This window comes from Thioalkalivibrio sp. ALE23, from assembly GCF_000378545.1.
Lineage (GTDB): Bacteria > Pseudomonadota > Gammaproteobacteria > Ectothiorhodospirales > Ectothiorhodospiraceae > Thioalkalivibrio.
Genome location: NZ_KB900038.1, coordinates 1 through 24,865, shown reverse-complemented (window position 1 = coordinate 24,865; position 24,865 = coordinate 1). Strand labels below are relative to the sequence as shown.

Here is a 24,865-nt window from a genome sequence, read left to right as displayed (position 1 = left end):
ACACCGTACACGCCGGAGCAGAACGGTCTGATCGAGCGGTTCTTCCGCTCACTGAAAGAGGAGTGCATCTGGCAGCACCGCTTCGAGTCCCTGGGCCACGCACGGGCGGTGATCGGCGACTGGATCCGGTACTACAACGAACAACGGCCGCATCAGGCACTGGGCTATGCGGCACCACGGGCCCACCCCGCGTTAAGCGCGTAGGGTGAGCAAAAACCGGGGGTCATTACACACCAAGAAAAACTATGAATAGAAGTGCGCTCGTTATGAAAAAAAAATTTACCCATGCGTTTGTAGCTATTGTCTTCCATTGGAACTCCTGCATTGACAAATAAAAGGGCTCCAGCGAGAGAGAGTACACTAAGGTCTTCCATGCATGCGCCAAACACGAGGAGACCGATGAAAAATGTAATTCCTAATAGTGTCGATGGTCGAATGCTTAACATGTGGATGGAGGTCAAAACGTGGGTGGAAGAGAAAAAATGGTTTGGTCTGGTATGGTTTAGGTCATAAAGCAAAAAGTTTTTAGTTTAAATTGGTTTATCTCTCGGAAAAGGTGTTGGTTTCCAGTGTTGCGCGAATTATTTTAGTGTAGGCTCCAGTTTTGTGCAATCTCACGTTTATTGTTAAATTTTTTTCATATATTTTCTTCCGCAATGGCGAGGGAAATTACTAGCTGCACAGCGTACGGGCCAAGTGAGACGGCCTTCTGAGCGTCGGGATGGAAGGTGACGATGACTTCGCCTCGGGCCGCGGTGGCTTCCCGGGATGGATGGGCGGTCGGGCGATGCTCGATGGATAGAAGGTGGCCAGCCGCATGACGCCAATGCTGCAACTGCTTGGACGGATTTGCGGCCCGGGAGCCGGGTTTCGCGGTGTGATACCCGACGAACAGCTCCTGAATCTCCAGATGGTCCAGCAGACGGACCCAGCGTTTGAGGTCGGGTACGCTCGGGAACTGGAGCGTCAGTAATGGAGCGTTGGGGATGATCGCCCGAGTGAAAGTTTCAAGCAGTTTCTTTCGGTCACGTGACGTCATTGCGGGCGTCTGGTCGTCTCCATAGAGGTACGACCAAGTCGCGCGGAAGTTTGGATACTCGTTCACATGCGGCGGCTCGAGCAACCGCCTGGACTCATACGGGCGGCTGCGACGCAGGCGCAGCTCCTGGGGAAGGGTGCGAAGTGTAGCCGCGTAACGCTCGAGGGTAGGCCTGTCCCACGGAAAAGCGAATCGTCTGGAAATGGCCTCCGTGGAGTACTCAGTGCTGTTGATGGCCCGGATCAGGAGGAATGCCCGGTCCAGTGGGTCCGCCGGTTCCTCCATCGGTATGGGAGTGCCGCAGTGGGTGCCGGCCGCCGTCCGCTCCCGCAGTTTCGTCAGGGACGATCCCGAGGGCAGTAGACCGTCGGTGATGCGGTCCATGGTCTCCGCCGGGGTGCCGAAGTTCGTCTCCCGACGAACTTCACGGATCCGCGGCGCGCTCCGTCCGGTGATCGCCTCGATCTGTCGGGTGTCGAGTCCGTCGATCATGCGCCGGACGGCACGTCCGAGAAGATCGTCCAGAGTGTGGACGTAATGCTCGATGGTGATCTGGGTGTCGGAATGGCCCATAAGCCGCGAGACCAGACGCAGCGTCCGACGCTGCGTGGGGCTTTGGTCGCCAATGAGTTCGCGGCGAAGCTTTCGGGGATCGGTCGGGGCCGCCATCGAACGGGCCTGTGACCAGGGAGGAAGCGGTTCCTCGCCTTCGCCTTCCAGTTCCCAGAAGTGCAGCAGCGTTCGGGATGCGAACGAGTGGCGCAGATGGTGAAAGCGGATATCGGGATCGCCCGTCACCTGGGTCATGGCCCGGGTGGCCGCATCCAGAAGCTGATCGTTGGGGCGTATCGGCCCGCGGTCTGGCAGCGCGAACAGTGGCGCAGCTTCGGACCCATCCGGCTCGGCCCGTCGATGCTCCTGCCATCTCGTCAGCCGTTCCAGTAACGCCTCCGGCAACATGGCGTGAAGGGGTAGGACGCGCTGTGCGTTGCCGCTCTTGAGCAGACGCAGGCCGTTCGGCCGCACCAGCAGCGAGTATTCCGGTGGGCCTTCGAGGTCGCCAATCAGGATGCCCGCGGCCTCACTGCGACGTAGACCGCCGTAAAATCCCAAAGCCATGATCAGGGTGAGCACGGTGCCGACCGCGGGGTTGTCACGGTACAGCTCGTCCACCCAGTCGAGGGTGCGCTGAAACAGGGCCTCGTCCAAGTAGTTGGCGTCGGGCGGGCCGTGGGTCACAACATGCTGCGGCGACTCCAACGTCTCCAGCGGGAGTGGCGACCGGGAGTGCGCTTCCATCAGAAATTGATGGAAGCTGCGAAGGCCTCGGGCCACGCGTTTGCGGCTGCGCGCGTTCGGCGTGTCCTCAAGGGCGCTGGTGTAGAGTTCGATGAGGTCGTCCGCCGTGAGGTCTGCCGGATCCGTATCGCCAAGCTGACCGGCGATGCGGCCGGCTACGGCGTTGTAGAGTTCATAGACGGTACGGCGCCGCGGCTTGCGGCCCGCTCGTGCGGGTGTGCACAGCCGGTTTGCGACCCAGTCGGCGAGCCGCCGGACACTCGGGAGCAAGGGTAGGGGAGTCCGGCCCCCTGTCGGGTTGGCGGTTGGGTGCGCCTCGATCCAGTCGCGAATGGGCTGTGGATCCGGGGGATCGTTTTTTCGGATCAGACGGGTGAGATCGTGCAGTTGCGCGGGCCAGGCTTCATGGCCGTGCGGGTCGGCGTCTTCCTCCGTCGTGGCGCTTTGTGCAGGAGCAGAGCCGTTCTCCGAGACTTCGGACCGATGGCCCGGCTCCGTGGCCCGTGGGGGCAATGAAGTCCGGATCCGATCCGGTGGAAAGATCAGTCGTTCATGCACGCTGACCGGTAGTGACGTGGCCACCCGCTCACCCGCGGCGTGGGCGAGGAGATACGGCGGGACGTAAAGCGCCAGATGAAGGCGGGCGACCTTCTGCAGTTGACTCCAGTTGCGCGGGAGCTGGTCGGAGAAGCCCAGCGTCTCGGCGCATTCTCTGATCCAGCGGTAGAGGAGCGGGCCGTCTGCCCGCGTCTCCGGAAGGCCGGCAGGCAGGCCTTTGTTTCCATCGCGGACGAGCAGATGGCGCGTGATCGGATCCGGATACCAGCGCAGGTGCAGTGGCATCGTTTCGTCCTTGACCTGGTGATACAGCTCCATCCAGTGGTGGTGTGCGGGAGCCTGATGGAGAGAGTGGCCGAGAGCCCAGAGCCACCGCGGGCGCAGAAGGCCGCCGAAGAGCAGGGCGCTCAGGAAAATCCGGCCCCACCGGGCCTGAATCCGTTCCGGGTCGATCGGTGAGGCGAGCTGGTTCCGGAAGGTGTCCACCAGGTCCTGATGGCGGACCATGTCGAGAAAGTCATGGTGCTGGAACGGCGAGGAAGGCGCCGGCGGTAAAGGGACGGGCAGGTCCGGAATGACGATCCGCCACCGACCGACGCGGTTGCCGGTATCGAGGATTTCGGCGACGCGTCGCTGGGCGACGAAGCTGCGGCCCGCAGGCGCCTCGGCGCGGACCTGTAACATCAGTGTGCGCGTGTCGCTTTTCGTCCACTTGAGGTCTTCGGGCGGCTCGACCGAGGTGAGCCTCGGGTATTGCTCTTTGAGGATGCGCCAGACGGACAGGAACTCGTCACCATCCTGTGGTTCCTCCCGGGTCGCTTCGGTGGGGTCGGGCTGGCGTTCCCCGATCGGGTTCCAGAGGTGCGTCCAGCCGACCCAGATCGCGCGAGGGTCGTCGTCGAGCCCGCCGTCGCCCGGTTCGCCAGACGTATCGCTCATGGCGCCACAACCCTGTAGCCGATGTCCTGCATGAGTCTGTCCAGATACGGACGGATCGCCTTTCGGTAACGGACCGGATCGAACGCGGAGGGAGCACCCCAGGGCTCCTCGCCGTAGCTCCAGTGGCCGAGATGCGTGTTGATGATCGTGGCGGGACAGCCCTGAGCGGTGAGATAGCTGCGCAAAAGGTGACGGCCGGCGTTGTCGAGTGGCCAGGCGGCGGGGAGCACGCGATTGCATTCCTCACGCAGACGTCTGCCCGTCAGTTCCACGGGGACCCAGGTCGTCGGATCACCGGGATCCCCGGCGTCCAGGAAAAAACAGGTGGAGCGAAGCGCCAGTTCATACTGATCGCTCTGATATGCGCTCCGATCCCGGTGCTTGGTGGCGGGGCAGGTGAGGCTCGTGGGCAGCCCCGGAAACGTGGTGAAAAGGACGACCAGGTGCTCCATGTAGGCCTCGATCTGCTGGATCACCTCGGGCGGTAGCACCACGAGTCGGGCATGGGACCCATCCGACCGGTCCTTCTCCTGCAGGGCGATGGTCCCGGTGGCGTGGTGCCGGGCCGAAAGGTCCGGAACCGGCGTCCGGATGGCGCGACCGCCCACCGCCAGGGTCAGTCCGAGGGCGGTGTACGCCGTCATCAGGTTGTGCGCGTTCAACCAACCCGCCGCATCGCGACGGTGGGGCGGGCTTTGGCTGTGGAGTCTGCCGCTGAGTTCAGCAATCAGATCCGAAATGGATTCGGCCCGAGGTAACCGATCATTCCCTGTCCAGCTCTCCGGGATGGCGGTGCCTGGCGCGCGGTAGTTCCAGAGTCTTTCGTAGGAGTGGTCGCGTTCTTCATCCAGTCCGCTACCCGCGAGCGCCGTTTCCAGATGCTCATGGTAGATACGCGCCAGCTCCCCACGTTCCCACGCCGTGTAGAAATGGTGGGTCCGGGCGAGCGGGTCATCGGTCCCGAATAGCAGGGCCGGCGCAAGATGCTGACCTTCCTCGGCCCAGGCGAACCAGCTTGGCATGATGGTGGCCAGATTTTTGAACTGACACCATCGTCGTTCCACCCCGGCCTGTTCCAGACGCGGGACGATGTGACTGTCCCACAGTTTTTCGTACGTGCTTTCGTTGTGGGTGAAGTGCCGTTGGGTCTTTCGATCGTAGGGCATGCGGTTGAGGTGCTGGCCCACCCCGAGGATGTCCTCGAAGACAACGCGGGGCCAGTGTTCGATCGCCTGCTTTCGCTCTTCCTGAGCGAGTGGATGTCGGGGCGGAGGGTTGTAGGGCCGCATCCACATCCGGTAACCGGGGTTGTACGCCAGCTTGAACTCCGCCGGCAGTTGGCTTATGCCGTCGACGCACTGGGTTCTCCTGACGGTATCGGGCGGGGACCCGGTGACTAGGGCGATCGCCGCGAGCAACACCGTTTCGCGACGTTTGTTCCGCTCTTCGCGTCGGCTTGCCGGCTCGTCATGCGGCCCATCAACGGAGGCCTCGGAAAAAACTGCTTCGAGGGTTTGCAGAATGCGGTGGAGCTGGGTAAGCCGGATCCGTCGGAGCTCAACACGAAAGCGCTGGCTTTCCATCGCGATGCGCCGACCTATGCTCCGCGCCCGGGCATAGATCGATCCCAGAGGCGGCAGATCCTTCAGATCGAGCGGTGCCCGATCCTCACCCGGTTCATGGCGGAGTATGGCCTCGAACGTGATCTCGGCGGCGTCATCGACTTCATACTCTTCGGGCGCCAGGCCGCTGGTGAGCAGCTCGTTCTGGTGTTCTTCGCTTGGAACGTGGCGGTTTGCCCGGTATTCGTCGGTGCCCCAGCTCGCCTGGAGCAACCGATTGTCTTGGTGGTGCTGGAATCCATGATGGTCCGGCTCCATGGCGTCGACGTCCCGACCGCGTGGCGAGCCGGTTCTTTGGCCCCCAGATCTGCCGGTCCGGGTCCTTTCCGCGATGCCTCGGAAGGGCAGGTCGTGCGCCAAAGCCATGATCTCGGCCAGGTACCCGCCGTACTGCGTTATGAGAGTTTGGCGCTTGTCGGCGGCCGGTTGGCTGTCGGATGGCGACGCCTGTTCCTTGATCTCGAGGAGCGTTTCCGCAAGCCTTCTGGGGTCCTCCCGCACGGGACCGACCTTGAGGATCAGCCAGCGGAACTTCGGCTCATGGGCCCAACGGACCACCATGCTTGCATTGTATGGGTGCTGATCATGACGAGGGCGCAAGCCTCTCAGGTACAGCAGGATATGGGCAGTCAGCAGATGGGCCTGTAGCCATTTATAGGTGTCGGGCTCAGGACCTTCTGCATCGTGATGAACGAACCAAAGGGCGCACCAGATCGGATGGGTCGTCAATATCCCTGTGAAAGGGTGCTGCACTTTTTTTCGAGGCTCGTCTTCCCGATACAGGTGCGTAGCCCCCGACCACAGGGGGTCCCCGCGCGGAATGGCGCTTAGGGCGTCATGCCATTCGCGTAAGACGTCCACCGCGCCGCCCCCTTCTTCCCCTGGAAGGAGCTTCTGGACCCGGGGAAGAAGGTGACCGAGGTTCTGCGCGATTGGACACACTCCGGCCAATGAATCGGGCATTTGTAGAAGGGGGCGGACTCGTTCGACCAGGTTCTCCGGGGCGGGGTGGTTGATACGTCGCAGCGCCCCGTAGAGGTTCTCCACCTGGGAGTCGGAGAGAAGGACCTTTTCACTTCCCGCCATGGCCGTACCGATCTCTGCAGTGGCTTTTGTAGGTGGACAGCGATACACCGAGGAAGCGCGCGATCTCGGGTTGGGTCGGCTGCCTACCCAACATGATCGGGAGTACTCCATCCGTATGTGCGGTCTGCCACCGTTTCGGTAGCTCCGCGCTACCTGAATGTTCGACGGTCGGGACGAGTAGATCGTCGACCGCATGCCTCAGATCGCTATCGGAGTCGGGAGCACTCAGGACAGGGATTTGTTCGTCCGCCGACAGGCACGCTTTCGCGACGCTGAGGCTTGGTATGCCGGCGACCGGACGGTAGACACTCTTCCCGTGGGCGGTGTCCGGCACGGCGATGATGGGGCGCTGAATGAGGAGTTCCTTCACCGCGTCGGCCGTGAGGCTGGGCGCAACCGGTATGGGAGGGCGCATCGTCACCGGGTCGTCCAGCAGCTCGCCTACAGGCACTCGGATCCATCGTGGCAGGGAGCTTGGCATAGCGCCCTCGTAGCGATCAGGTGGTGCTCAGTCTGTCAGGTCAGGATTCGGCTAGCAATGCGATGGCTCTAGAGCCTTTTCGAAAACAGAATTGTGGATTCCTGTGTGACCCAGGATGACCCTAAATTCCAATAAAGTCGATTATGGCGGGCTTTTTGGGGCTTGTGGGGCGGGGGAGTCAGGGGGCGTCCCGGACCATGTCAAGGTGGTGCAACTGAGCTACGCGCCTGTCGTGTCCGAGACGCGTATTCTACAGCGTCTTTAGGGTGTGTCAAAGGATGCTGTAAGCCGATGATTCCTTGAGCTCCTTCGTGCGGCACATGTCGCGTTGACCACGGACGTCGGGTTGCGGTCCGGTCATTGATCGCTCAGCTTTTGCGGCTGCCGTAGGTGACGACGGACTCGATGCGTTCAGCGCGTTCGGGGTCGAGGACGTCGGTCCGGGCGAGGGTGGCGGCGTCGGCGTTGATCACGTCGCGCACGCTGCCAACGTGGCGCAGCAGGTCGCGGGCTTCGTCCGCGGCGACCCCGGGCAGGCCGCTGAGGATGAATTCGGCGACCTTGCGCCGATTGTCGGACTCGGCCTCACGGTCGACGGGATCCGGCTCGATCTGTGCGTTCAGGCCGGTCAGGTAGATGAGCATGCCGCTGTTGTCGGCATCCGGGCTGGGCAGCACGCTGATGCCGAGGGCGATGGTCAGGTGGGCCAGGGCGCGGTGGATGTCCAGCGCCTGCTGGTAGAAGCGCGGCTCGTACAGGTCCCCTTCGACGATGTAGATCACCTGCCGGTAGTTGGCCTTCAGCTTCGCGGCGTTCTCCCACAGGCTCTTGTCAACCACGCTCAGGACCATGTCGGCCGCGGATTTGCGTTCGATCACGACGCCGTTGGGCAAGACGTAATCGCCCACGTCCAGATCGGTGAATTCCAGTTCCACGCCCTCCAGCTCTTCGATGCGCTGGATGATCTTGCCCTTTTCGCGCTTGTCGACGCGGATCGGCAGATGAAGATTTTCCATTGGGGACTCCGGTTGTGTGACCCGCACGCAGTCTAGGCGGAGCGCAGGGGGTAACTCGCAATCCCTCATGCAGTCTCGGATACCACCGGGAGGGCGCCGGTTCGTCGCCCTCCCCGGTGTTCCTGCCCGAGCTGCCCGAGCGGTTCTGTCCGGGACACCGATCGGATCCTCACCCCGGTTACGCGGGGTCGTCGGGCTCGTCGTCCAGCGATGCGCCGCCCTGTTCGAGGAAGCGGCGCACTTGCTCTTGCCGGCGGAAGGCGCCCTGGCCCGATCTGCGCGTTCGCGTGAGGGGGATGGATTCCCCGGATTTCAGATAGATGACCGGCCTGTGGGCGGGTTTGCTATGGCCGGAACGCTGTGACCTCGACCAGGTCGTCTCTACGGCCACCCGGCTGATGTCCTGCAAGGGGATGTCGCGGATCTTGCCGGGGCTCCCCGGCTGCCACCAGCGCCGTTCGGCGACCTGTAGCTGGTCAACCCCGGGCGGCAGCCACAGGGCTACTACATTGCGCTGGAACAGCAGCAGGTAGAGACCCAGTACGCTCATCGCCAGGGGCATCCACAGGCCGAACGTGACCTGGTGGCTCATGTGGAAGTCTCCGCCCTGACGGACATCGTCGAGGCCGGTGTTGACCTCGTCCACGATGGATTGAACGCCCGATCGGCCGCTCCGGCTGTAGCCCAGGATATCCACCGAGCTGTCGTCCAGCTGCAGGTTGGCGGAGTAGGTGCGGTCGCCGTCGCTGTTCCGACTCTCGCCCAGTGTGGCCTGCTGGATCTCTTCCAGGGGGTAGCGGCCCTCGGTGGATTCATGGATGCCGAACGGGGCCGATCGGGTGAGTTCGCAGTAGCGCTCCTCCGCCCCGCAGGCGAGATGCGTGCTGCGGCCGAACGTGGTCAGGAAGATCACGCTCATCACGAGCACGAAGAGCCCCATGAGCGGGGTGCCCCAGTTCTTGAATACCAGTTGGTTACCCACGGTTTCGCTTCTCCTTGTGGCTGGCCTGAATATGTGCGTCGGGGCGTGGCGTGAACCGCACCATCGACCGACCAATGAAACCGGATGTCTGCCGGGCCGAGACACCTCCGTTTGGAGGGGGCGATGAGGCTGGACGTTGTCCTGCGAAAGCCGGACCCGGGGAAGGCGGTGCCACCGGCAGGGGATGGAGCCCCGGGTTCGGGTTGCACGGCGCCCGTGGCATGCTGGCTCCATGTGCGGACGAATGACGCGATACAGCGCGACCAGCGAGCTGGCCATGCGCTATTTCCAGGTACCGGTCGATGCGGGTTTCGACGCACCGCGGTACAACGTCGCGCCGGGGACGGAGCTGGAAGGGTTCCGGGCGGGCGACGATGCGGCGGTTGCGTTCCAGCCGATGTTCTGGGGCTTTCGGCCCGAACGGGTGGAGGAAGGCCCGCGGCCCATCAACGCGCGGGCCGAGAAGGTGGCCACCAGCCCGTATTTCCGCTCGGCGTTCGCGCATCGCCGTTGCATCGTGCTGGCCGATGGCTGGTACGAATGGCGCAGGACGGAGCAGGGCAAGCAGCCGTACTACATCACCCTGGCTGAAGACGCGCCGCAGGACGTGCTGATGATGGCGGGGATCTGGGAACCCACCACCGACGGCGGCGCCTGCTGCGCGATCATCACCGAACCCGCATCGGACCGTCTGGCGCATATCCACGAGCGCAAGCCCCTGGTACTGGATGCCGCCTGCCGCTGGGAGTGGCTGGACCCGACACTCACCGAACGGGACACGATCCGGGCGCGGACGCAGCGCCTGAACCCGGAAGCGCTTCGGTATCACCCGGTGTCGACGCGGGTGAACCGGCCGGCCGAGGACGACCCGTCGCTGATTGAGGCCATCGCCTGACGGGTCGTGGTGAACGGGCTGCGGCGGGAAAGCCCGCGGCTGACTAGCCCCGCGCGCGGGCTGCCTCGATGCGCTCCATCACGGTCTTCTGGAGCCGTTTGGGGTTCGACACACCCTGCATGTGGAACTCCCCCTCGTCCCCGCCGCCGGTGGAGGACACCTCCAGCGATCCCACGATCAGTAGCCGGTCGATGATGCCCCGCCGTATCGTCGGGATCCGCGCGTTTTCGTAGTACATGGCGCGTTCCTTGTTCGCCACCAGGCCGATGGACGCATGCATGTACTCGGGGTGCAGTGTCCAGGTGTAGTAATACCGGGACAGCGTGATCCACAAGGCGATCAACAGTGCCACGAGGATGCCGGTGGCCATGCCCAGCGCCCCGAGGTCGGCCTCTCCCAGGGCGGGCAATTCAAGGCTTGTGGCGGCCATGCGCTGCAGGAGTTCGTGTTCCTGACGGGCCAGCCAGGCGGCCCCTGTCGGCGCGGACAGCCCGCCCGCCAGGACAAGGACGAGCATGAGCAGACGGCCATGGAACGCACGGATGGCCGGCCGGATGACGATACTGCCGGACTCATCACTCACGGGCCTGTTCCTCCTGTTTCCGGATCCGCGTGGTCTGCGTCCCGCGCTGTGGCGAAAACGGCCAGGGCGCCATGCGGCATCTGATCCCGCGGCAGTTCCCCCGGGGTGCCCGCAAATGACACCATCCGGGCAACGACGCGGCCTCGACCTTCACCAAAATGCCTCAATGCCACCGCGCCGTCGAGACCAGCAGCCGGACACCGGAACGCAGCGCCCGATGCAGGCAGAGGCGGGCGTTCATGGCGGGTTGGGTACCGGCCCGATACCATGAGGCGCCATTGGTGCGACGGCCGTTGTCGCGGTGAGCGGCGAGAGTGGCCGGTCGGAGCCGTTGACGCCAGACACCCCTGACTCGTTTGAAGGACCAACACCCTCCATGATCCTGACCCTGAACCAGCTTGAGCGCCACCTGTTCGCGGCGGCGGACATTCTTCGCGGGCGCATGGACGCCTCGGAGTTCAAGGAGTACATCTTCGGCATGCTGTTCCTGAAGCGCTGCTCGGACGTCTTCGAGCAGCGGCGGGAAGAGGTGCGCGACAACCTGCGCGCCAGCGGCAAGAGCGAGGAAGAGATCGCCAGGCTCGTCGAGATGCCCAGTTGGTACAAGTCGGACTTCTACGTGCCGCCCAAGGCGCGCTGGGAGTACCTGCTGAACGAGGCTCACCAGGGCGTGGGCAACGAGCTGAACAAGGCCCTGGCCGGTTTGGAAGAGCACAACCCCAGCCTGGCCGGGGTGCTGGAGCACATCGACTTCACCCGCAAGGTGGGTTCCACCACGCTGCCGGACAAGAAGCTGCGCGACCTGATTGTCCACTTCAGCGAGTACCGCCTGCGCAACGAGGACTTCGAGTTCCCCGACCTGCTGGGGGCTGCCTACGAGTACCTGATCCGCGACTTCGCCGACTCCGCCGGCAAGAAGGGCGGCGAGTTCTACACCCCGCGCCCGGTGGTTCGCATGATGGTGCGGCTGATGGATCCGCAGGAGGGCCACAGCGTCTACGACCCGTGCATGGGGTCGGGCGGGATGCTGATCCTGTCCAAGGAGAACCTGGAAGAGCAGGGCGGCGACACGCGCAAGCTCAACCTGTTCGGGCAGGAGGCCTCCGGCTCGGTCTGGGCCATCGCCAAGATGAACATGCTGCTGCACGGGATCAGCAGCGCCGATCTGCAAAACGAGGACACCCTCACTGACCCGCAGCACGTCGAGGGCGGCGAGCTCAAGCGCTTCGACCGCATCCTCACCAACCCGCCGTTCTCCATCGGCTACACGCCCAGCCCGCACTTCCCCGAGCGCTTCCACTACGGCAGCGTGCCCGAGGGCGCCAAGAAGGCCGACCTGATGTTCCTGCAGCACATGGTCGCCAGCCTGAACGCCAACGGCCGCCTGGCCACCGTCATGCCGCATGGCGTGCTGTTCCGCGGCGGCGACGAGAAGCGCATCCGCGCCGGCCTGCTGGAAGACGACCTGGTGGAGGCGGTGATCGGCCTGGCGCCCAACCTGTTCTACGGCACCGGCATCCCGGCCAGCATCCTGGTGCTGCGCGCCAAGGGCGCCAAGCCCGAGGAGCGCCGGGGCCGCGTGCTGTTCATCAACGCCGACCGCGAATACCACGAGGGCCGTGCCCAGAACCACCTGCTGCCGGAACACCTCGAGAAGATCGTCAGCACCTGGGATGCCTTCGAGGACGTGCCCGGCTTCGCCCGGGTGGTGCCACTCGAGGAGCTGCGCGAGAACGACTACAACCTGAACATCCGCCGCTACGCCGACAACACCCCGCCGCCCGAGCCCCAGGACGTGCGTGCCCACCTCAAGGGTGGCGTGCCGGTGAAGGAGATCGAGGCCCGGCGCCCGCTGTTCGACGCCCAGGGCCTCGACCCGATGCACCTGTTCACGCCCCGGACGGACGATCCCGACTACGTGGACTTCGCCGAACACCTGAGCGAGAAGCGCGACCTCAAGCCGGCCATCGAGGCCGACACCGGCCTGCAGGAACGCGAGGCCCGCGTGCTGGCCGCCTTCGAGGCCTGGTGGGCCGAGCACGGCGCCAGCATCACCGCACTCTCCGGCAACGGCGGCCGCCTGACCCAGCTGCGCGACGAGCTGCTGGGCAGCTTCTCCGCCGCCCTGGAGCCCACCGGCATGCTCGACCGCTTTGCGGTGCGCGGGATCATTGCCGGCTTCTGGTTCGACAACAAGAACGAGTTCCGCACCCTGCAGACCCGTGGCTGCCTCGGCGTGGTGGACGCCTGGCGCACCACCATCATCAGCCAACTGGAAGACGACCAGAACAAGGCCAACCCGCTGGACCACCGCCTGGTGCACTTCCTGCTGCAGGACTACGTGGCCGAACTCGAAGAACTGGCCGCCCGCAAGGCCGAGCTGGACGCCCGCATCAAGGCCGCCGAGGCCAGACCCGAAGGCGACGAAGACGGCGAGGGCGAAGCCACCAGCGAGGACGAAGACGCCCCGACCCCGGCCGAGATCAAGGCCTGGAAGAGCGAACGCACCCAGGTGAAAAAGCAGCACAAGGCGAAGGTTGCCAGCTTCGAGGCGCACCTGAACACCGCCGTGGACACCCTGGACGAGCCAGCGGCCGCCGAGCTCGTGGGCACCATCCTGCACAACGACCTCAAGGGCATCCTCGAACGCCCCATTCGCCAGCAGCGCCAGCAGGTGATCGCTGCCTTCGAGACCTGGTGGGACAAGTACCTGGTGACGCTGGCCGACATTGAGGAAGAGCGCGATGCTGCCGCCCGGGAGCTGAAGCAGTATCTGGAGGGGTTGGGGTATGTCTGAAACGACAACACTTCGGCCCGGCTACGAGAAGCCAGAAAATAAATCTTTTCCGCAGGACTGGAAGGTCTCGCAGCTATATGAAGCATGCACTTTTCATCAAGGCGGAAAGCTGGGGATTACCAAGAGCGCTGGTTATGTTGCCAGCGGGGTTCCTGCTTACAGTGCTGCCGGACAGGATGGTTATGTTGGCCAAGTAGAGTTTTCCAATACCGATGGTGTCGTATTGTCCGCGATTGGTGCAAATTGCGGAAGGTGCTTTTTTGCTTCGGGTAACTGGACTACGCTGGCGAATGTACAGGCCATCATTCCTTCACCAAGCCAGTTGGATGCTAAGTACCTTTATTACAGGGTGAATCGCGAAAGTTACTGGCCTCGATCTGGCTCCGCGCAACCCTTTATAAAACCAAGTGACGTTCGGAACTGCTGGGTTGCACATCCCCCGATTGACCAGCAGAAGATCATCGCCAGCATCCTCGACACCCTCAACACCCAGATCCAGAAGACCGAGGCGCTGATCGCCAAGCTGGAGAAGGTCAAGGAGGGCCTGCTCCACGACCTGCTGACCCGCGGCATCGACGAGAACGGCCAGCTCCGTCCCAGCCCCGAGCAGGCGCCGGAACTCTACAAGGACTCGCCGCTGGGGCTCATTCCGAGGGAGTGGGTATGTGATCAGCTGAAATGGTTTGTGCCAACAGCTGATTATGGGATTTCATCCAGCTTGAGTGATTCAGGAGAGGTTCCTGTACTTAGGATGAATAACTTTCAGGACGGAGAAGCCTCTCTTGGAAGCCTCAAGTTCTCACCAGCATCCTCAATCAGTGGTCTGACCCTTCAGTATGGTGACGTGCTCTTCAACAGAACCAACAGTATAGATCATGTTGGGAGAACAGGAATATGGCGAGGCCAGCTTCCCAGAGTGAGCTTTGCCTCTTACTTGGTTCGACTAAACCCTGATCAAGAAAAGCTAAGTCCGGAGTATCTCAATTTTTGGCTTAATCTTAACAGCACAAAGAATATGGTCAAGAGATATGCCACGCCCGGGGTTCATCAAGTCAATGTCAATCCTACCAATCTCAGAAAGGTCTATATGGCTGCGCCAAGCAGCATGAAAGAGCAGGTCAAGGTTGTTGATGCATTGCTCGGTTTGAATAAAAAAATAAAGAAAGAACAGCATGCGGTAGCAAAGCTCAAATCTGAGAAAACTGCACTGATGGACGACCTCCTTACCGGCCGCGTCCGCGTCACGCCATTGCTCGAGCACGCCGAGACCGGCACGCCGGCGTAGACGGGGCCGCCACAACACCCGCACCACAGCGCACAGGGAACCGCCATGACCACCTTCGACAGCACCAAACGCTCGCTGCCCGAGCTCCTCAAGGACATCACCAGCGGCAAGATCCAGTTGCCGGACTTCCAGCGCGGCTGGGTGTGGGACGACGACCACGTCCAGAGCCTGCTCGTCAGCATTGCGCGCTCGTTTCCGGTGGGGGCGGTGATGCTGATGGAAACCGGGGGCGAGGTGCAGTTCCAGACGCGCCCGGTGGAAGGGATCGATCCGAAGAAGTTGGGCGGCGAGCCCGACCAGTTGATCCTGGACGGTCAGCAGCGGTTGACGAGTCTGACCCAGGCGGTGGGGCTGGAGACCCCGGTGGATACCCGGACCTCCAAGGGCAAGCCGATCAAGCGTCACTACTACTTCGATGTGCGCATGGCGCTGGAAGGCGAAGACCGGCTGGAAGACGCGGTGTTCGCGGTCGACGAGAACCGCCAGACGCGCACCAACTTCGGGCGTGACGTGGAAATCGATCTGTCCACGCGGCAGCTGGAGTGCGAACGGCTGTGCTTCCCCTGTGACCGGATCCTCGACGACTCCGGCTGGCTGCAGGATCTGTTCCGCTACAACCAGGAGGCCATGGGCGAGTTCCTGGAGTTCCAGAAGAAGATCCTCAGCGCGTTCTCCGCCTACCAGCTCCCGGTGATCGAGCTGAAGAAGGAGACCTCCAAGGAAGCGGTCTGCCTGGTGTTCGAGAAGGTGAACACCGGCGGGGTGCAGCTCTCGGTGTTCGAGCTGATCACCGCCAGCTACGCCGCCGAGGGCTACAACCTGCGCGACGACTGGTTCGGCTCCGATATCCGCAATGTCGCCTCCCGGCAGGCTCGGCTCGCGCAGCACGAACTGCTGGCCGATGTGGAGAACACGGATCTGCTGCAGGCGATCACGTTACTGCACACGCGCGAGCGCAAGCAGGAGGACATCGCCGCCGGAAAGCAGGGCAAGCAGGTGCGGCCGGTGAGCGCGAAGCGCGCCTCGGTGCTGGATCTGCCACTGGAGGCCTACCAGCGCTGGGCCGATGCGGTGGAGCAGGGCTTTGTCGAGGCGGCCTATTTCCTCAAGGGCGAGTGCTTCTACAGCCGGCGCGAGCTGCCCTACGCCACGCAACTGGTGCCGCTGGCCGCGGTGATGACCCTGCTGGGCAACCGCTGGCGCGAGCCGCGCATCCACAACAAGCTCTCCCGCTGGTTCTGGAGCGGCGTGCTGGGCGAACTCTACGGCGGCGCCGTGGAGACCCGCATCGCCCTGGACCTGGAGGAGCTGATGTACTGGTTCGAGGACGACGATGCGCTGCCACGCACCGTGGTGGATGCCTCGTTCGACCCGGCGCGCCTCGATACCCTGCGTACCCGCCTGAGTGCGGCCTACAAGGGCATCAACGTGCTGATCCTGCGCGAAGGGGCCAGGGACTTCTTCTGGAAGGGGGATATCCAGGCCCTCGATCAACAGGGTGTTGAACTGGACATCCACCACATCTTCCCCCGCGCCTGGTGCGACGCCCGGGACATCCCGCCCCGGGTGTACGACTCGATCGTCAACAAGACCCCGATCTCGTACAAGGCCAACCGGATGATCGGCGGCGACGCGCCCTCGGAGTACCTGCAGCGCCTGCAAAACCACGAGCAGGTCCAGCTCGACAACGCGGAGATGGACGCCATCCTCGAAGGCCACCGCATCCCGGTGGAGGCCCTGCGCGCGGACGACTTCGACGCCTTCTACCAGCAGCGCAAGCGCCGGCTGCTGGAGATTATCGAAAAGGCGATGGGCAAGGGGGTACTCATGGGTATTGACGAAATCCGGACGCCTGACGGTGCCGTCGCCACGCAGTCGTCATCATAACGCCGGTGCCGTCGGCCCAAAGTCGGCTCCATAGGCTCATGCATCACATTGAGGCCCATCCCAAATACCGTCAGAAGCTACGGTCAGAGAACGCCGCCGAAGCGCGCTGCGCGACGCAATCCAGAATCCGAATAGCATCGGCCCCGGCCAAGATAGCTTGGCACGCATTCGGCATTTTCGACCACCTCTCGGACCAAAAACGGCGCGGTGTCGCCCACCTTGCGATATATAGGGAGGCGCCACACGAACCGTGTGGCACCCAGAGCACGTACCAACGCAACGCCCGGCCACCGACCAAACCTTCTTCTGATAGGATTAAGGACGGGAACATCGTGCGAGGTGGCCATAGGCGGCTGTTAATAACCTGCCCCATGTCATTCGTTGACGAATGAGCCAAAGAAGCTTCTTGATTCTCTAGCGTGACAATGCAGATCTTGTGGAACTGTTGGGCGGGGGATGGGCAAGTAGCCGACCGACACCACTTACGCTAAGTTAAATACATCCTGTCTGGGATCTTTATGATGGATACGCCCGACCATTTTATAACCGTCCGAGTCCACGATCAGGAGATATCGCCACAGCTTGTTGGTCTTTGTGTTGGGTATGAGCTAGGTGAATGGCGGGCAGAACAGTTTGCCGATCATGTGATGGAGTGGCTGCCGGAATTCGCACTCACGCAAAAAGAGCTCGAAAGCATTCAGTCGGGTAACGTGGTCAGTCTGATGCGGCGCGCCGCAAAGAATGTATACGCCACGAAAAAGTTTGAAAGCCGAGGAGAATTCGGTGAGCTTTTTTTGCACGCCGCAATCCGCCAGGTATTCGGCTCAATGCCCGCGATTAGCAAGATATATTACAAAACCGCACGCAATGAGACCGTTAAGGGGTTTGATGCTGTTCATGTGGTAGATGGAAACGACGGTTTGGAGTTGTGGCTAGGAGAAGTTAAGTTATACAAAGACATCGGCCGCGCTATCTCAGACGTAGTGGAAGAGCTTCACGCGCACACGCAGCGGGACTATTTAAGAGATGAGTTTCTCCTTATACGAGGCAAGGTGGATGATGACTGGCCCCACGCTGAGGCATTAAAAAGCCTTATCTCACCCAATACATCGCTCGATCAAGTTTTTGCGAAAGCTGTGATCCCAGTGCTGCTAACTTACGATAGCAGTTGCGTCAAGACGCACGATCGATGCTCTCAGGATTACTGCGAACAGTTCGAGGCAGAGGTCCGCAAACACTACCATAATTTTGCCACACGAAATCTGCCTTCGCTCGACATTCATTTGTTCCTTCTGCCACTAAAGAGTAAGGACGAGCTCGTCGGTCTCCTACACCAGAAACTAGAGGCTTGGCAAAACCTATGACTTTCAGGGAACTAGTGCAAGCTCTGTCGAATGAAGAATATCTGCGGTCAAACGCCTTTGAGATCTTGCATCAAATTAGTGCATATGTGAATAGCCCCTCAGATGAGGTGGCTGCACGGGAGCTTGTGCTGCGTGCCCTAGACAAGAGGGAAGCGCTCTACGGGTTTTGGGAAGTTCTTGACGCATTTACCCGTGAGGTGGGGCTATACCCATACCTCGAGGAGGAAGAGCTTTGCCTCCGTGATCTGTTAGCGTATGAGGCGCACCGTCCGACGAGTGACTCAGATATCGTATTCACTCGAGTGCAAGGTGAGGTGTTTCGCCGTCTAGATGCGGGAGAGAATGTTATTCTAAGTGCACCTACAAGTTTCGGTAAGAGCCGAATCATAGACGCTGTCGTCTCTACTGGGAGGCACACAAATATCGTCTTGATAGTGCCTACTATTGCGCTTATTGATGAAACGCGTAGGCGCCTTACCGACGGTGGGCATAATAAGAAAATTATAACGCAAGTTGCGCAAAGGCCTGCAGACTCGAATATTTTTGTATTCACCGCAGAGAGACTTTTGGCATACAAAGAGCTTCCAAAGATCGATTTCTTTGTGGTGGATGAGTTCTACAAAATTGGGGAGTTAGGAGGTGATGACGCTCGGACGGTGGCGTTAAATAAAGCGTTTTATCGGTTGTTCAAAAATGGTGGCCAGTTTTATCTTCTGGGGCCAGCGATTCGCCAGATACCGAGTGGAGTGGAAAGGGATTTCAAATGTTCGTTTATTAGTACTGAGTTCGCCACGGTCGTTACGGAAGTGCACCATGTAAAAGGAGATGGGGACGACCTTGGCCGCCTGTGTGATTTGGTCGAGAATATAGAGGGACAAACTTTAATTTATTGCCAATCTCCCCGGCGCGCCAACGAAGTGGCTCAGCGTTTGGTGGAGCATGGGATCGACAATGCTTCAAGGAGCTTTGAGGATGAGGTGCGGTGGTTATCCGATGAATTTCATCCTGACTGGACGTTCCAAAAGGCACTTGTCAGTGGTGTCGGCCTCCATCACGGGCGATTGCCCCGCTCGTTAGGGCAGTATGCGGTGCGTGCGTTTAACCGAGGTGATCTCAAGTTTCTGGTTTGCACATCAACTCTTATTGAGGGTGTTAATACGTCCGCGAAGAATGTTGTAGTGCTTGATGCAAACGTTGGGAGTAGGCCTTACTCCTATTTCACGTTCAATAATATTCGTGGGCGGTCGGGGCGAATGTTTCATCATTTTATTGGGAACGTGTATGTGTTTGGTAAGGTGCCGCAAGAAGAGTTGCCGTTCGTGGATTTCCCTCTTATTACGCAAGGCGAAGATGTCCCGAATAGCCTGTTAATGCAGATTGAGGAGGACGATCTGAAGCCTAGATCTAGAGATAGAATAGCAGAGTATTTAGAGCACGACGGTCTTCCCGTCCAGATTATAAAGAAGAACGAAACACTCGATCCAGGTAAGCAGGTCGCGCTTGCTGAATATTTGGAAGTGTTAGACGAGGCTTCTGCGTTTAAATTAATGTGGCGAGGGCGTCCGGGCTATCCAGAACTTGAAGCGGCGTGCAGGTTGGCATGGGACTACTTTACCCTCGGGCAGCCAAAAAGTGGCGTATACTCGGCTAAGCAGCTGTCTTACAAGGCGTGGGATCTGATGAAGGGGTTGAGTGTTCGACGTCGGGTTGAAAATGAGCTGCGTGCAGGCCGGTTTGCGGCAGACACTGCGGATGAGGCGATTGAGCGTGTTTTTTCATTCGATAGAAATTGGGCAGGATTCGAGCTTCCGCGACTATTGATGGCGGTGTCAACGATACAAGAGTATGTCTTTGAGAAGAGGTTTGGGCGATGCGGAGATTACAGCTACTTCGCCTATCAATTAGAGTGCTTATTTCGCAACCCGGCGGTAGTTGCAATGGAGGAGTACGGGCTGCCCTTGCAAATAGGGGAAAAGGTGGCGAGGGCGATGGGTTTAAGCGAAGACTTAGATGAGGCGCTTGAGCAAGTCCGGCAAGTGGACGTGTCGAAGCTATCGAATTTGGCGACGTTTGAACGGTGTATGTTATCGGATCTGCAAGGCGGTTTGTAGGGTTGTTGGTGCCGGGGGTGTGATGCGATCGCGCGCAACGGATGATGGGTCTCGCCCCGCGAGCGAATGGTATGAATGGGATGGTAAAAGATTAGCTCGCAAGTTCGAGTTTTATCGATGCGAGGCGGGAACGCAGGAGGGCCTTTGCGGCCTTGCAGTTTGCCTGTTGCTTGGGCCGTGGAGGACGCGTTTGATTTATGTGGGCGCGGTTATTCTCGCCGAGCTTCGTTTCACCAGGGGGCCGGGAGGGCCTTCTCCATGGGGCGCGCAACGTGCCTGCGGAGCTGTTTTGGCGCTAGGCCGACTGGGAGAATTGCTATGCTGATCCCACAGACCACTGGAGCGCGGTATGGCCGGGCCGGAATACACGGACGTTGAGAAGCCGCTGATCGATCAGCTGGTCGGGTTGGGGTGGACGCACCTGGCCGGGTCGGTCGAGGATCCGGGCGTCACCCGCCGCGAGGGGTTCGCGCAGGTGGTAATGGAGCCGGTGCTGCGCGAGCGGGTGCGGGCGATCAACTTACGCGGGGGCGAGCCCTGGCTGGACGAGAAGCGCCTGGACCAGGCGGTGTCGGCGGTTACGCGCATCCCGGCCAGCAAGGTGATGGAGGCGAACCGGCAGGCGACCGAGCTGTTGCTGGGCGGCCTGACCGTGGAGGGGCTGCCGGACTGGGACGGCGGCCGGGGTCAGACGATCCGGCTGATCGACTGGGACGAACCGGCGAACAACCAGTTTCTGGTGGTGAACCAGTTCAAGGTGAAGTGCCCGCCCGGGTTCGATGTCGGCAAGGGCCACATCATCCCGGATCTGGTGCTGTTCGTGAACGGCATTCCGCTGGTGGTGGTGGAGTGCAAGAGCCGCACGGTGCCGGAGGGCATCAGCCAGGCGGTGGACCAGCTGCGGCGTTACCACGACCAGCGCTTCCAGGATTTCGAGGTCGAGGAGCACGAGGGCGCGCCGGCGCTGTTCGCGACCAGTCAGCTGCTGGTCGCCAGCAACTTCGACGAGGCGCGTGCGGGCACCGTGGGGGCGGCGTTTGCCCATTACCTGAGCTGGAAGACGGTGGTGCCGCGGCGCGAGTGGGAGGTGGCCGAGGCGCTGGGCGTGGCGGAGCTCTCCGCCCAGCAGCGCCTGGCGGCGGGGATGCTGGCGCCGGATATGCTGCTGGATATCGTGCGCCATTACACGCTGTTCATGAACGCGGGCGGGCAGACGATCAAGCTGGTCTGTCGCTATCAGCAGTATCGCGGGGTGACCCGTGCGATCGAACGGCTGAAGACCGGGGCGACCCGGCGCGAAGACGGGGAGGTAGACCGGCGCGGCGGGATCATCTGGCACACCCAGGGCAGCGGCAAGAGCCTGTCGATGGTGTTTCTGGTGCGCAAGCTGCGCACCGACCCGGAGCTGCGCCGCTTCAAGGTGGTGGTGATCACCGACCGCAAGGACCTGCAGGCCCAGCTCTCGGAGACGGCCGCGCTGACCGGTGAGACGGTGGCGACCGCGCCGAATACCACGCGCCTGAAACAGCTGCTGGCCCGGGAGGGGCCGGGGCTGGTGTTCGGCACCATCCAGAAATATCGCGACCCCGACACCGAGGGGGAGGGCGGCGCCGGCGAGGCGCCGGGGGACGCGGCGCAGGACGACCTGCGCGAGGTGGCGGAACCACCCGGCGAGTACGCGACCCCGGCGGCGCCGAAGCGCAGCGAGCCCTTCGAGGTGCTGAACACCAGCGAGGACATCCTGGTGCTGGTGGACGAGGCGCACCGGACCCAGGCCGGCGACCTGCACGCCAACATGATGCGCGCGCTGCCCAACGCGGCCCGTATCGGCTTCACCGGTACGCCCATCATCATGGGCGAGAAGAAGCGCACGCACGACATCTTCGGCGACTACATCGACCGCTACACCATCAAGGAAGCGGAGCAGGACGGCGCCACCGTGCCGATCCTGTACGAGGGGCGCACGGTGAAGGGCGCGATCAAGGACGGGGCCAGCCTGGACGGCCTGTTCGAGGACCTGTTCCGCAGCTACAGCAAGGAGGAGCTGGAGGCGATCAAGAAGAAATACGCCACCAAGGGGCAGATCTTCGAGGCGCCGCAGCTCGTCCGCGAGAAGGCCGCGGACATGCTGCGCCACTACGTGACCCACATCCTGCCGAACGGCTACAAGGCCCAGCTGGTCGCCTACAGCCGGCGGGCGGCGGTGCGCTATTTCGAGGCACTGAACGAGGCCCGGGACGAGCTGCTGGAGGAGGCGATGGCGCTGCCCGTGGAGGACAAGCAGCTCGACGATGCGCAGCTGGTGGCCCGGCCGGAGCGGGTGAAGGCGGCGATCCAGGCCTGGCGCTATCGCGACGTGCTCCGGCGCCTGGAGTTTGCCGTGGTGATCAGCGGCGGCAACAACGACGATGCGGCGTGGGCGCGCTGGACCGACCGCGGCGCGGTTGAGAACCACATCCAGCGCTTCAAGAAGCCGCTGACGCACGACGACCCCGAGAAGGCCGACCCGCTGGCCTTCCTGATCGTGAAATCCATGCTGCTCACCGGCTTCGATGCGCCCATCGAGGGGGTGATGTACCTGGACCGTTCGATCCGCGAGGCGGAGTTGCTGCAGGCGATCGCCCGGGTCAATCGCACCGGTCACCGCAAGACCCACGGCATTGTGGTGGACTACTTCGGCGTGGCCAATCACCTCAAGGAAGCCCTGGCGGCCTACAGCGAGGAGGACATCGAGGGCGCCCTGCAAAGCCTGAAGGACGAGATCCCGTTGCTGCGCGATCGTCATCTGCGTACGGTGGACGTGCTGCGCCAGCAGGGCGTAGAGCGCTTGGAGGACGTGGAAGAGGCCGTGCAGGCCCTGGCCGACGAGCGGGTGCGGGCCGAGTTCACCGTCAAGCTGAAGGAATTCAGCCAGAGCCTGGATGACGTGCTGCCACGCCCGGAAGGGCTGGAGTTCGTCAACGATGCCAAGCAGCTGGCCCATATCCACGCCCTGGCCCGCAACCGCTACAAGGACGTGCCGTCGCTGGGGCAGGATGTGGGCAACAAGGTGCGCAAGCTGATCGACGACTACGTGATCTCGCTCGGCATGGACCCGCGCATTCCGCCGGTGCAACTCACCGATGCCGACTTCGAGCGGCACCTGAACCGTCAGGTGGGCGATCGCGCCAAGGCCTCCGAGATGGAGCACGCGGTCCGTTCTCACATCCGCAAGCACCTCGACGAAGACCCGGTGAAGTACGGTCGGCTGAGCGAGCGGCTGGAGGAACTGCTGCAGCAACTGGATGGCCAGTGGGCGGAGCAGGTGGATGCGCTGGATGGCCTGATCCGACAGCTGCGGGAGGATGAGCCCGTGGACGGCGAGGCGCTGCCCGATCTGCCGGCCCACGCGGTCCCGTTTTGGCGTGAACTGGCGCAGAGCACCGCTGCGGACGGCGCTCCGGCCGGGGAGACCGAAGCGAACCGCCTGATCGAAGTCACCGAGGAGCTGCTCGGGGTGATCCAGGACGAGATCGACGTGCCCGATTTCTGGAAACCGTCCCATATCCCGGACCAGGAGCGGCTGAAGGGCCAGCTGTTCCAGCAGCTGGTGCAGCGGGACGTGGTGCCGGTGGAGGAAGTCGAGCCGCTGGTGGAGCGGCTGTTCGATCTGGCGCGGGCCAACCACGACCGCCTGGTCAGCGCATGACAGAGCTACAGGTAGAAGACCTGACCTTCCGGGTGCGGGAGAGCCGGCGCCGCAAGACACTGGAGATCACCGTGGACCGCGATGGCGAGCTGGCCATCGCGGCCCCGGCGGGGACCGATCCGGAGCAGATCCGTGCCTTCGTGGTCGAGAAACGCGGCTGGATCTACCGCAAACTGGCGGAAAAGGCCCGGCGCCACCGTCCACTGCCGAGAAAGGAATACGTGGACGGCGAGGGGTTCCTGTACCTCGGACGCAGCCATCGCCTGAAGATGGTCCCGGCGGCCGAGCAGGCCGTTCCCCTGAAGCTCGATGGCGGGCGTTTCCGGATCCGCGAGGATGCCCTGAGCGATGCCCGGCGGCATTTCATCCAGTGGTACACCGCGCGCGCGAACGACTGGCTGGGCCGCCAGGTGGATGCCCACGCGCGGCGCCTCGGCCTCTCGCCCGCAGGCGTCAAGGTGCAGGACCTGGGGTTCCGCTGGGGCTCCTGCGGTCGGGGCGACTGGCTCTACTTCCACTGGAAGACGATCCTGCTGCCCCGCAACATCGCCGAATACGTCGCGGTGCACGAGCTGATCCACCTGCACGAGCCCCACCACACCCCCGAGTTCTGGCGCCGCCTCGAACGCGCCATGCCCGACTACGACCAGCGCAAGCGCTGGCTCGCCGAACACGGCATCGAGGTGGAGGGGATCTGAGTGCCGACCGGCATCAACGACGGCTAGAAGCGCGGGTTTGGTCGCGATCAGGCCGGATGACAGCGGGATGCTCGGGTGGGAGCAGCGCCGAGGGCGTCTAACGCACGGAAATCGACCCTGCAGGCATTACCGAGTCGGGAGTGCGCCGATCGATATGCTTGAAATCGACGTCCATCCGGGCGCCTGGATCGCTTACGGGGACGGCACGGACGGTCAACTGCACCTTGTTGCCGAGTTCGATGGTCAGCCGTCTGGGCCGCTCGCTCTGGAAACACTCCTGCTCGGGGAAGAACAGACCCACCTCGCGGCACCCGTATGCCGCGGCATAGGTGCTGATTTGATAGAGGTCCGAGTTGGGCAAATCGCGGAGAGGGTCCTCGCCGGCGAGGATTTTCCATTTGGTGTCGAGGATGGACACGACGGTGTTTTGCCGGTTCAACAGGGCGATGTCGGGCCGCATTCGCAGTCGAGGTGAACCACGCTCCTCGGTGACCAAGTGTTGGATCGGGCCTTGTTCTTGCAGCCTGAGGCCGGC

The 24,865-nt window shown here is 62.2% G+C and carries 14 protein-coding genes and 1 pseudogene; 9 read left to right on the top strand and 6 right to left on the bottom strand.

Going from position 1 to position 24,865, the window contains the following annotated elements; translation table 11 throughout:
- Nucleotides 1-204, top strand: a 204-nt coding sequence (locus F573_RS0112585; protein ID WP_019022872.1) for an integrase core domain-containing protein, incomplete at its 5' end; no start/stop codon positions are given.
- Between the two features lie 433 nt (nt 205-637).
- On the opposite strand, the gene F573_RS0112580 is transcribed toward F573_RS0112585, so the two are convergent.
- From F573_RS0112580 to F573_RS0112560, 4 genes are all read right to left on the bottom strand, one after another.
- Complete coding sequence (locus F573_RS0112580) at nt 638-3,835, bottom strand: site-specific integrase (RefSeq protein WP_019022871.1); 3,198 nt, start codon at nt 3,833-3,835, stop codon at nt 638-640.
- On the bottom strand, nt 3,832-6,543 hold the full coding sequence (locus F573_RS0112575; protein ID WP_231384420.1) for a hypothetical protein: 2,712 nt from the start codon (nt 6,541-6,543) through the stop codon (nt 3,832-3,834). The genes F573_RS0112580 and F573_RS0112575 overlap by 4 nt, the downstream gene beginning before the upstream one ends.
- An 849-nt stretch (nt 6,544-7,392) precedes the next feature.
- On the bottom strand, nt 7,393-8,040 hold the full coding sequence (locus F573_RS0112565) for an ERCC4 domain-containing protein (protein WP_018870950.1): 648 nt from the start codon (nt 8,038-8,040) through the stop codon (nt 7,393-7,395).
- A gap of 178 nt (nt 8,041-8,218) precedes the next feature.
- Complete coding sequence (locus F573_RS0112560; protein ID WP_019022868.1) at nt 8,219-9,022, bottom strand: hypothetical protein; 804 nt, start codon at nt 9,020-9,022, stop codon at nt 8,219-8,221.
- Nucleotides 9,023-9,266: 244 nt separating this feature from the next.
- Here F573_RS0112560 and F573_RS0112555 point away from each other — a divergent pair, with 244 nt between their 5' ends.
- Nucleotides 9,267-9,917, top strand: a complete 651-nt coding sequence (locus tag F573_RS0112555) for an SOS response-associated peptidase (protein WP_019022867.1) — start codon at nt 9,267-9,269, stop codon at nt 9,915-9,917.
- A gap of 43 nt (nt 9,918-9,960) precedes the next feature.
- On the opposite strand, the gene F573_RS0112550 is transcribed toward F573_RS0112555, so the two are convergent.
- Nucleotides 9,961-10,500: a PH domain-containing protein gene (locus tag F573_RS0112550; protein ID WP_019022866.1), complete on the bottom strand. Its 540-nt coding sequence runs from the start codon at nt 10,498-10,500 to the stop codon at nt 9,961-9,963.
- A gap of 376 nt (nt 10,501-10,876) precedes the next feature.
- Here F573_RS0112550 and F573_RS0112545 point away from each other — a divergent pair, with 376 nt between their 5' ends.
- The 7 genes from F573_RS0112545 (at nt 10,877) to F573_RS0112505 (ending at nt 24,330) form a co-directional block, all read left to right on the top strand.
- The gene (locus F573_RS0112545; protein WP_019022865.1) at nt 10,877-13,297 is read left to right on the top strand and encodes a class I SAM-dependent DNA methyltransferase; all 2,421 of its coding nucleotides are present in this window, start codon (nt 10,877-10,879) and stop codon (nt 13,295-13,297) included.
- Nucleotides 13,290-14,582: a restriction endonuclease subunit S gene (locus tag F573_RS15265; protein ID WP_081619221.1), complete on the top strand. Its 1,293-nt coding sequence runs from the start codon at nt 13,290-13,292 to the stop codon at nt 14,580-14,582. The genes F573_RS0112545 and F573_RS15265 overlap by 8 nt, the downstream gene beginning before the upstream one ends.
- Before the next feature lie 45 nt (nt 14,583-14,627).
- The gene (locus F573_RS0112530; RefSeq protein WP_019022862.1) at nt 14,628-16,469 is read left to right on the top strand and encodes a DUF262 domain-containing protein; all 1,842 of its coding nucleotides are present in this window, start codon (nt 14,628-14,630) and stop codon (nt 16,467-16,469) included.
- A 521-nt stretch (nt 16,470-16,990) separates the two neighbouring features.
- Nucleotides 16,991-17,833, top strand: coding sequence for a DUF1837 domain-containing protein (locus F573_RS0112525; RefSeq protein ID WP_026300918.1), 843 nt, complete (start codon nt 16,991-16,993; stop codon nt 17,831-17,833).
- Nucleotides 17,830-19,944: a DEAD/DEAH box helicase gene (locus F573_RS14930; RefSeq protein WP_081619220.1), complete on the top strand. Its 2,115-nt coding sequence runs from the start codon at nt 17,830-17,832 to the stop codon at nt 19,942-19,944. Before F573_RS0112525 ends, F573_RS14930 begins: the two co-directional genes overlap by 4 nt.
- A 349-nt stretch (nt 19,945-20,293) precedes the next feature.
- Nucleotides 20,294-23,632: a type I restriction endonuclease subunit R gene (locus F573_RS0112510; protein ID WP_019022859.1), complete on the top strand. Its 3,339-nt coding sequence runs from the start codon at nt 20,294-20,296 to the stop codon at nt 23,630-23,632.
- On the top strand, nt 23,629-24,330 hold the full coding sequence (locus F573_RS0112505; RefSeq protein ID WP_019022858.1) for a M48 family metallopeptidase: 702 nt from the start codon (nt 23,629-23,631) through the stop codon (nt 24,328-24,330). Before F573_RS0112510 ends, F573_RS0112505 begins: the two co-directional genes overlap by 4 nt.
- A 97-nt stretch (nt 24,331-24,427) precedes the next feature.
- Here the strand turns inward: F573_RS0112505 and F573_RS0112500 are convergent.
- A pseudogene (locus F573_RS0112500) lies at nt 24,428-24,865 on the bottom strand (hypothetical protein); the annotation flags it as partial.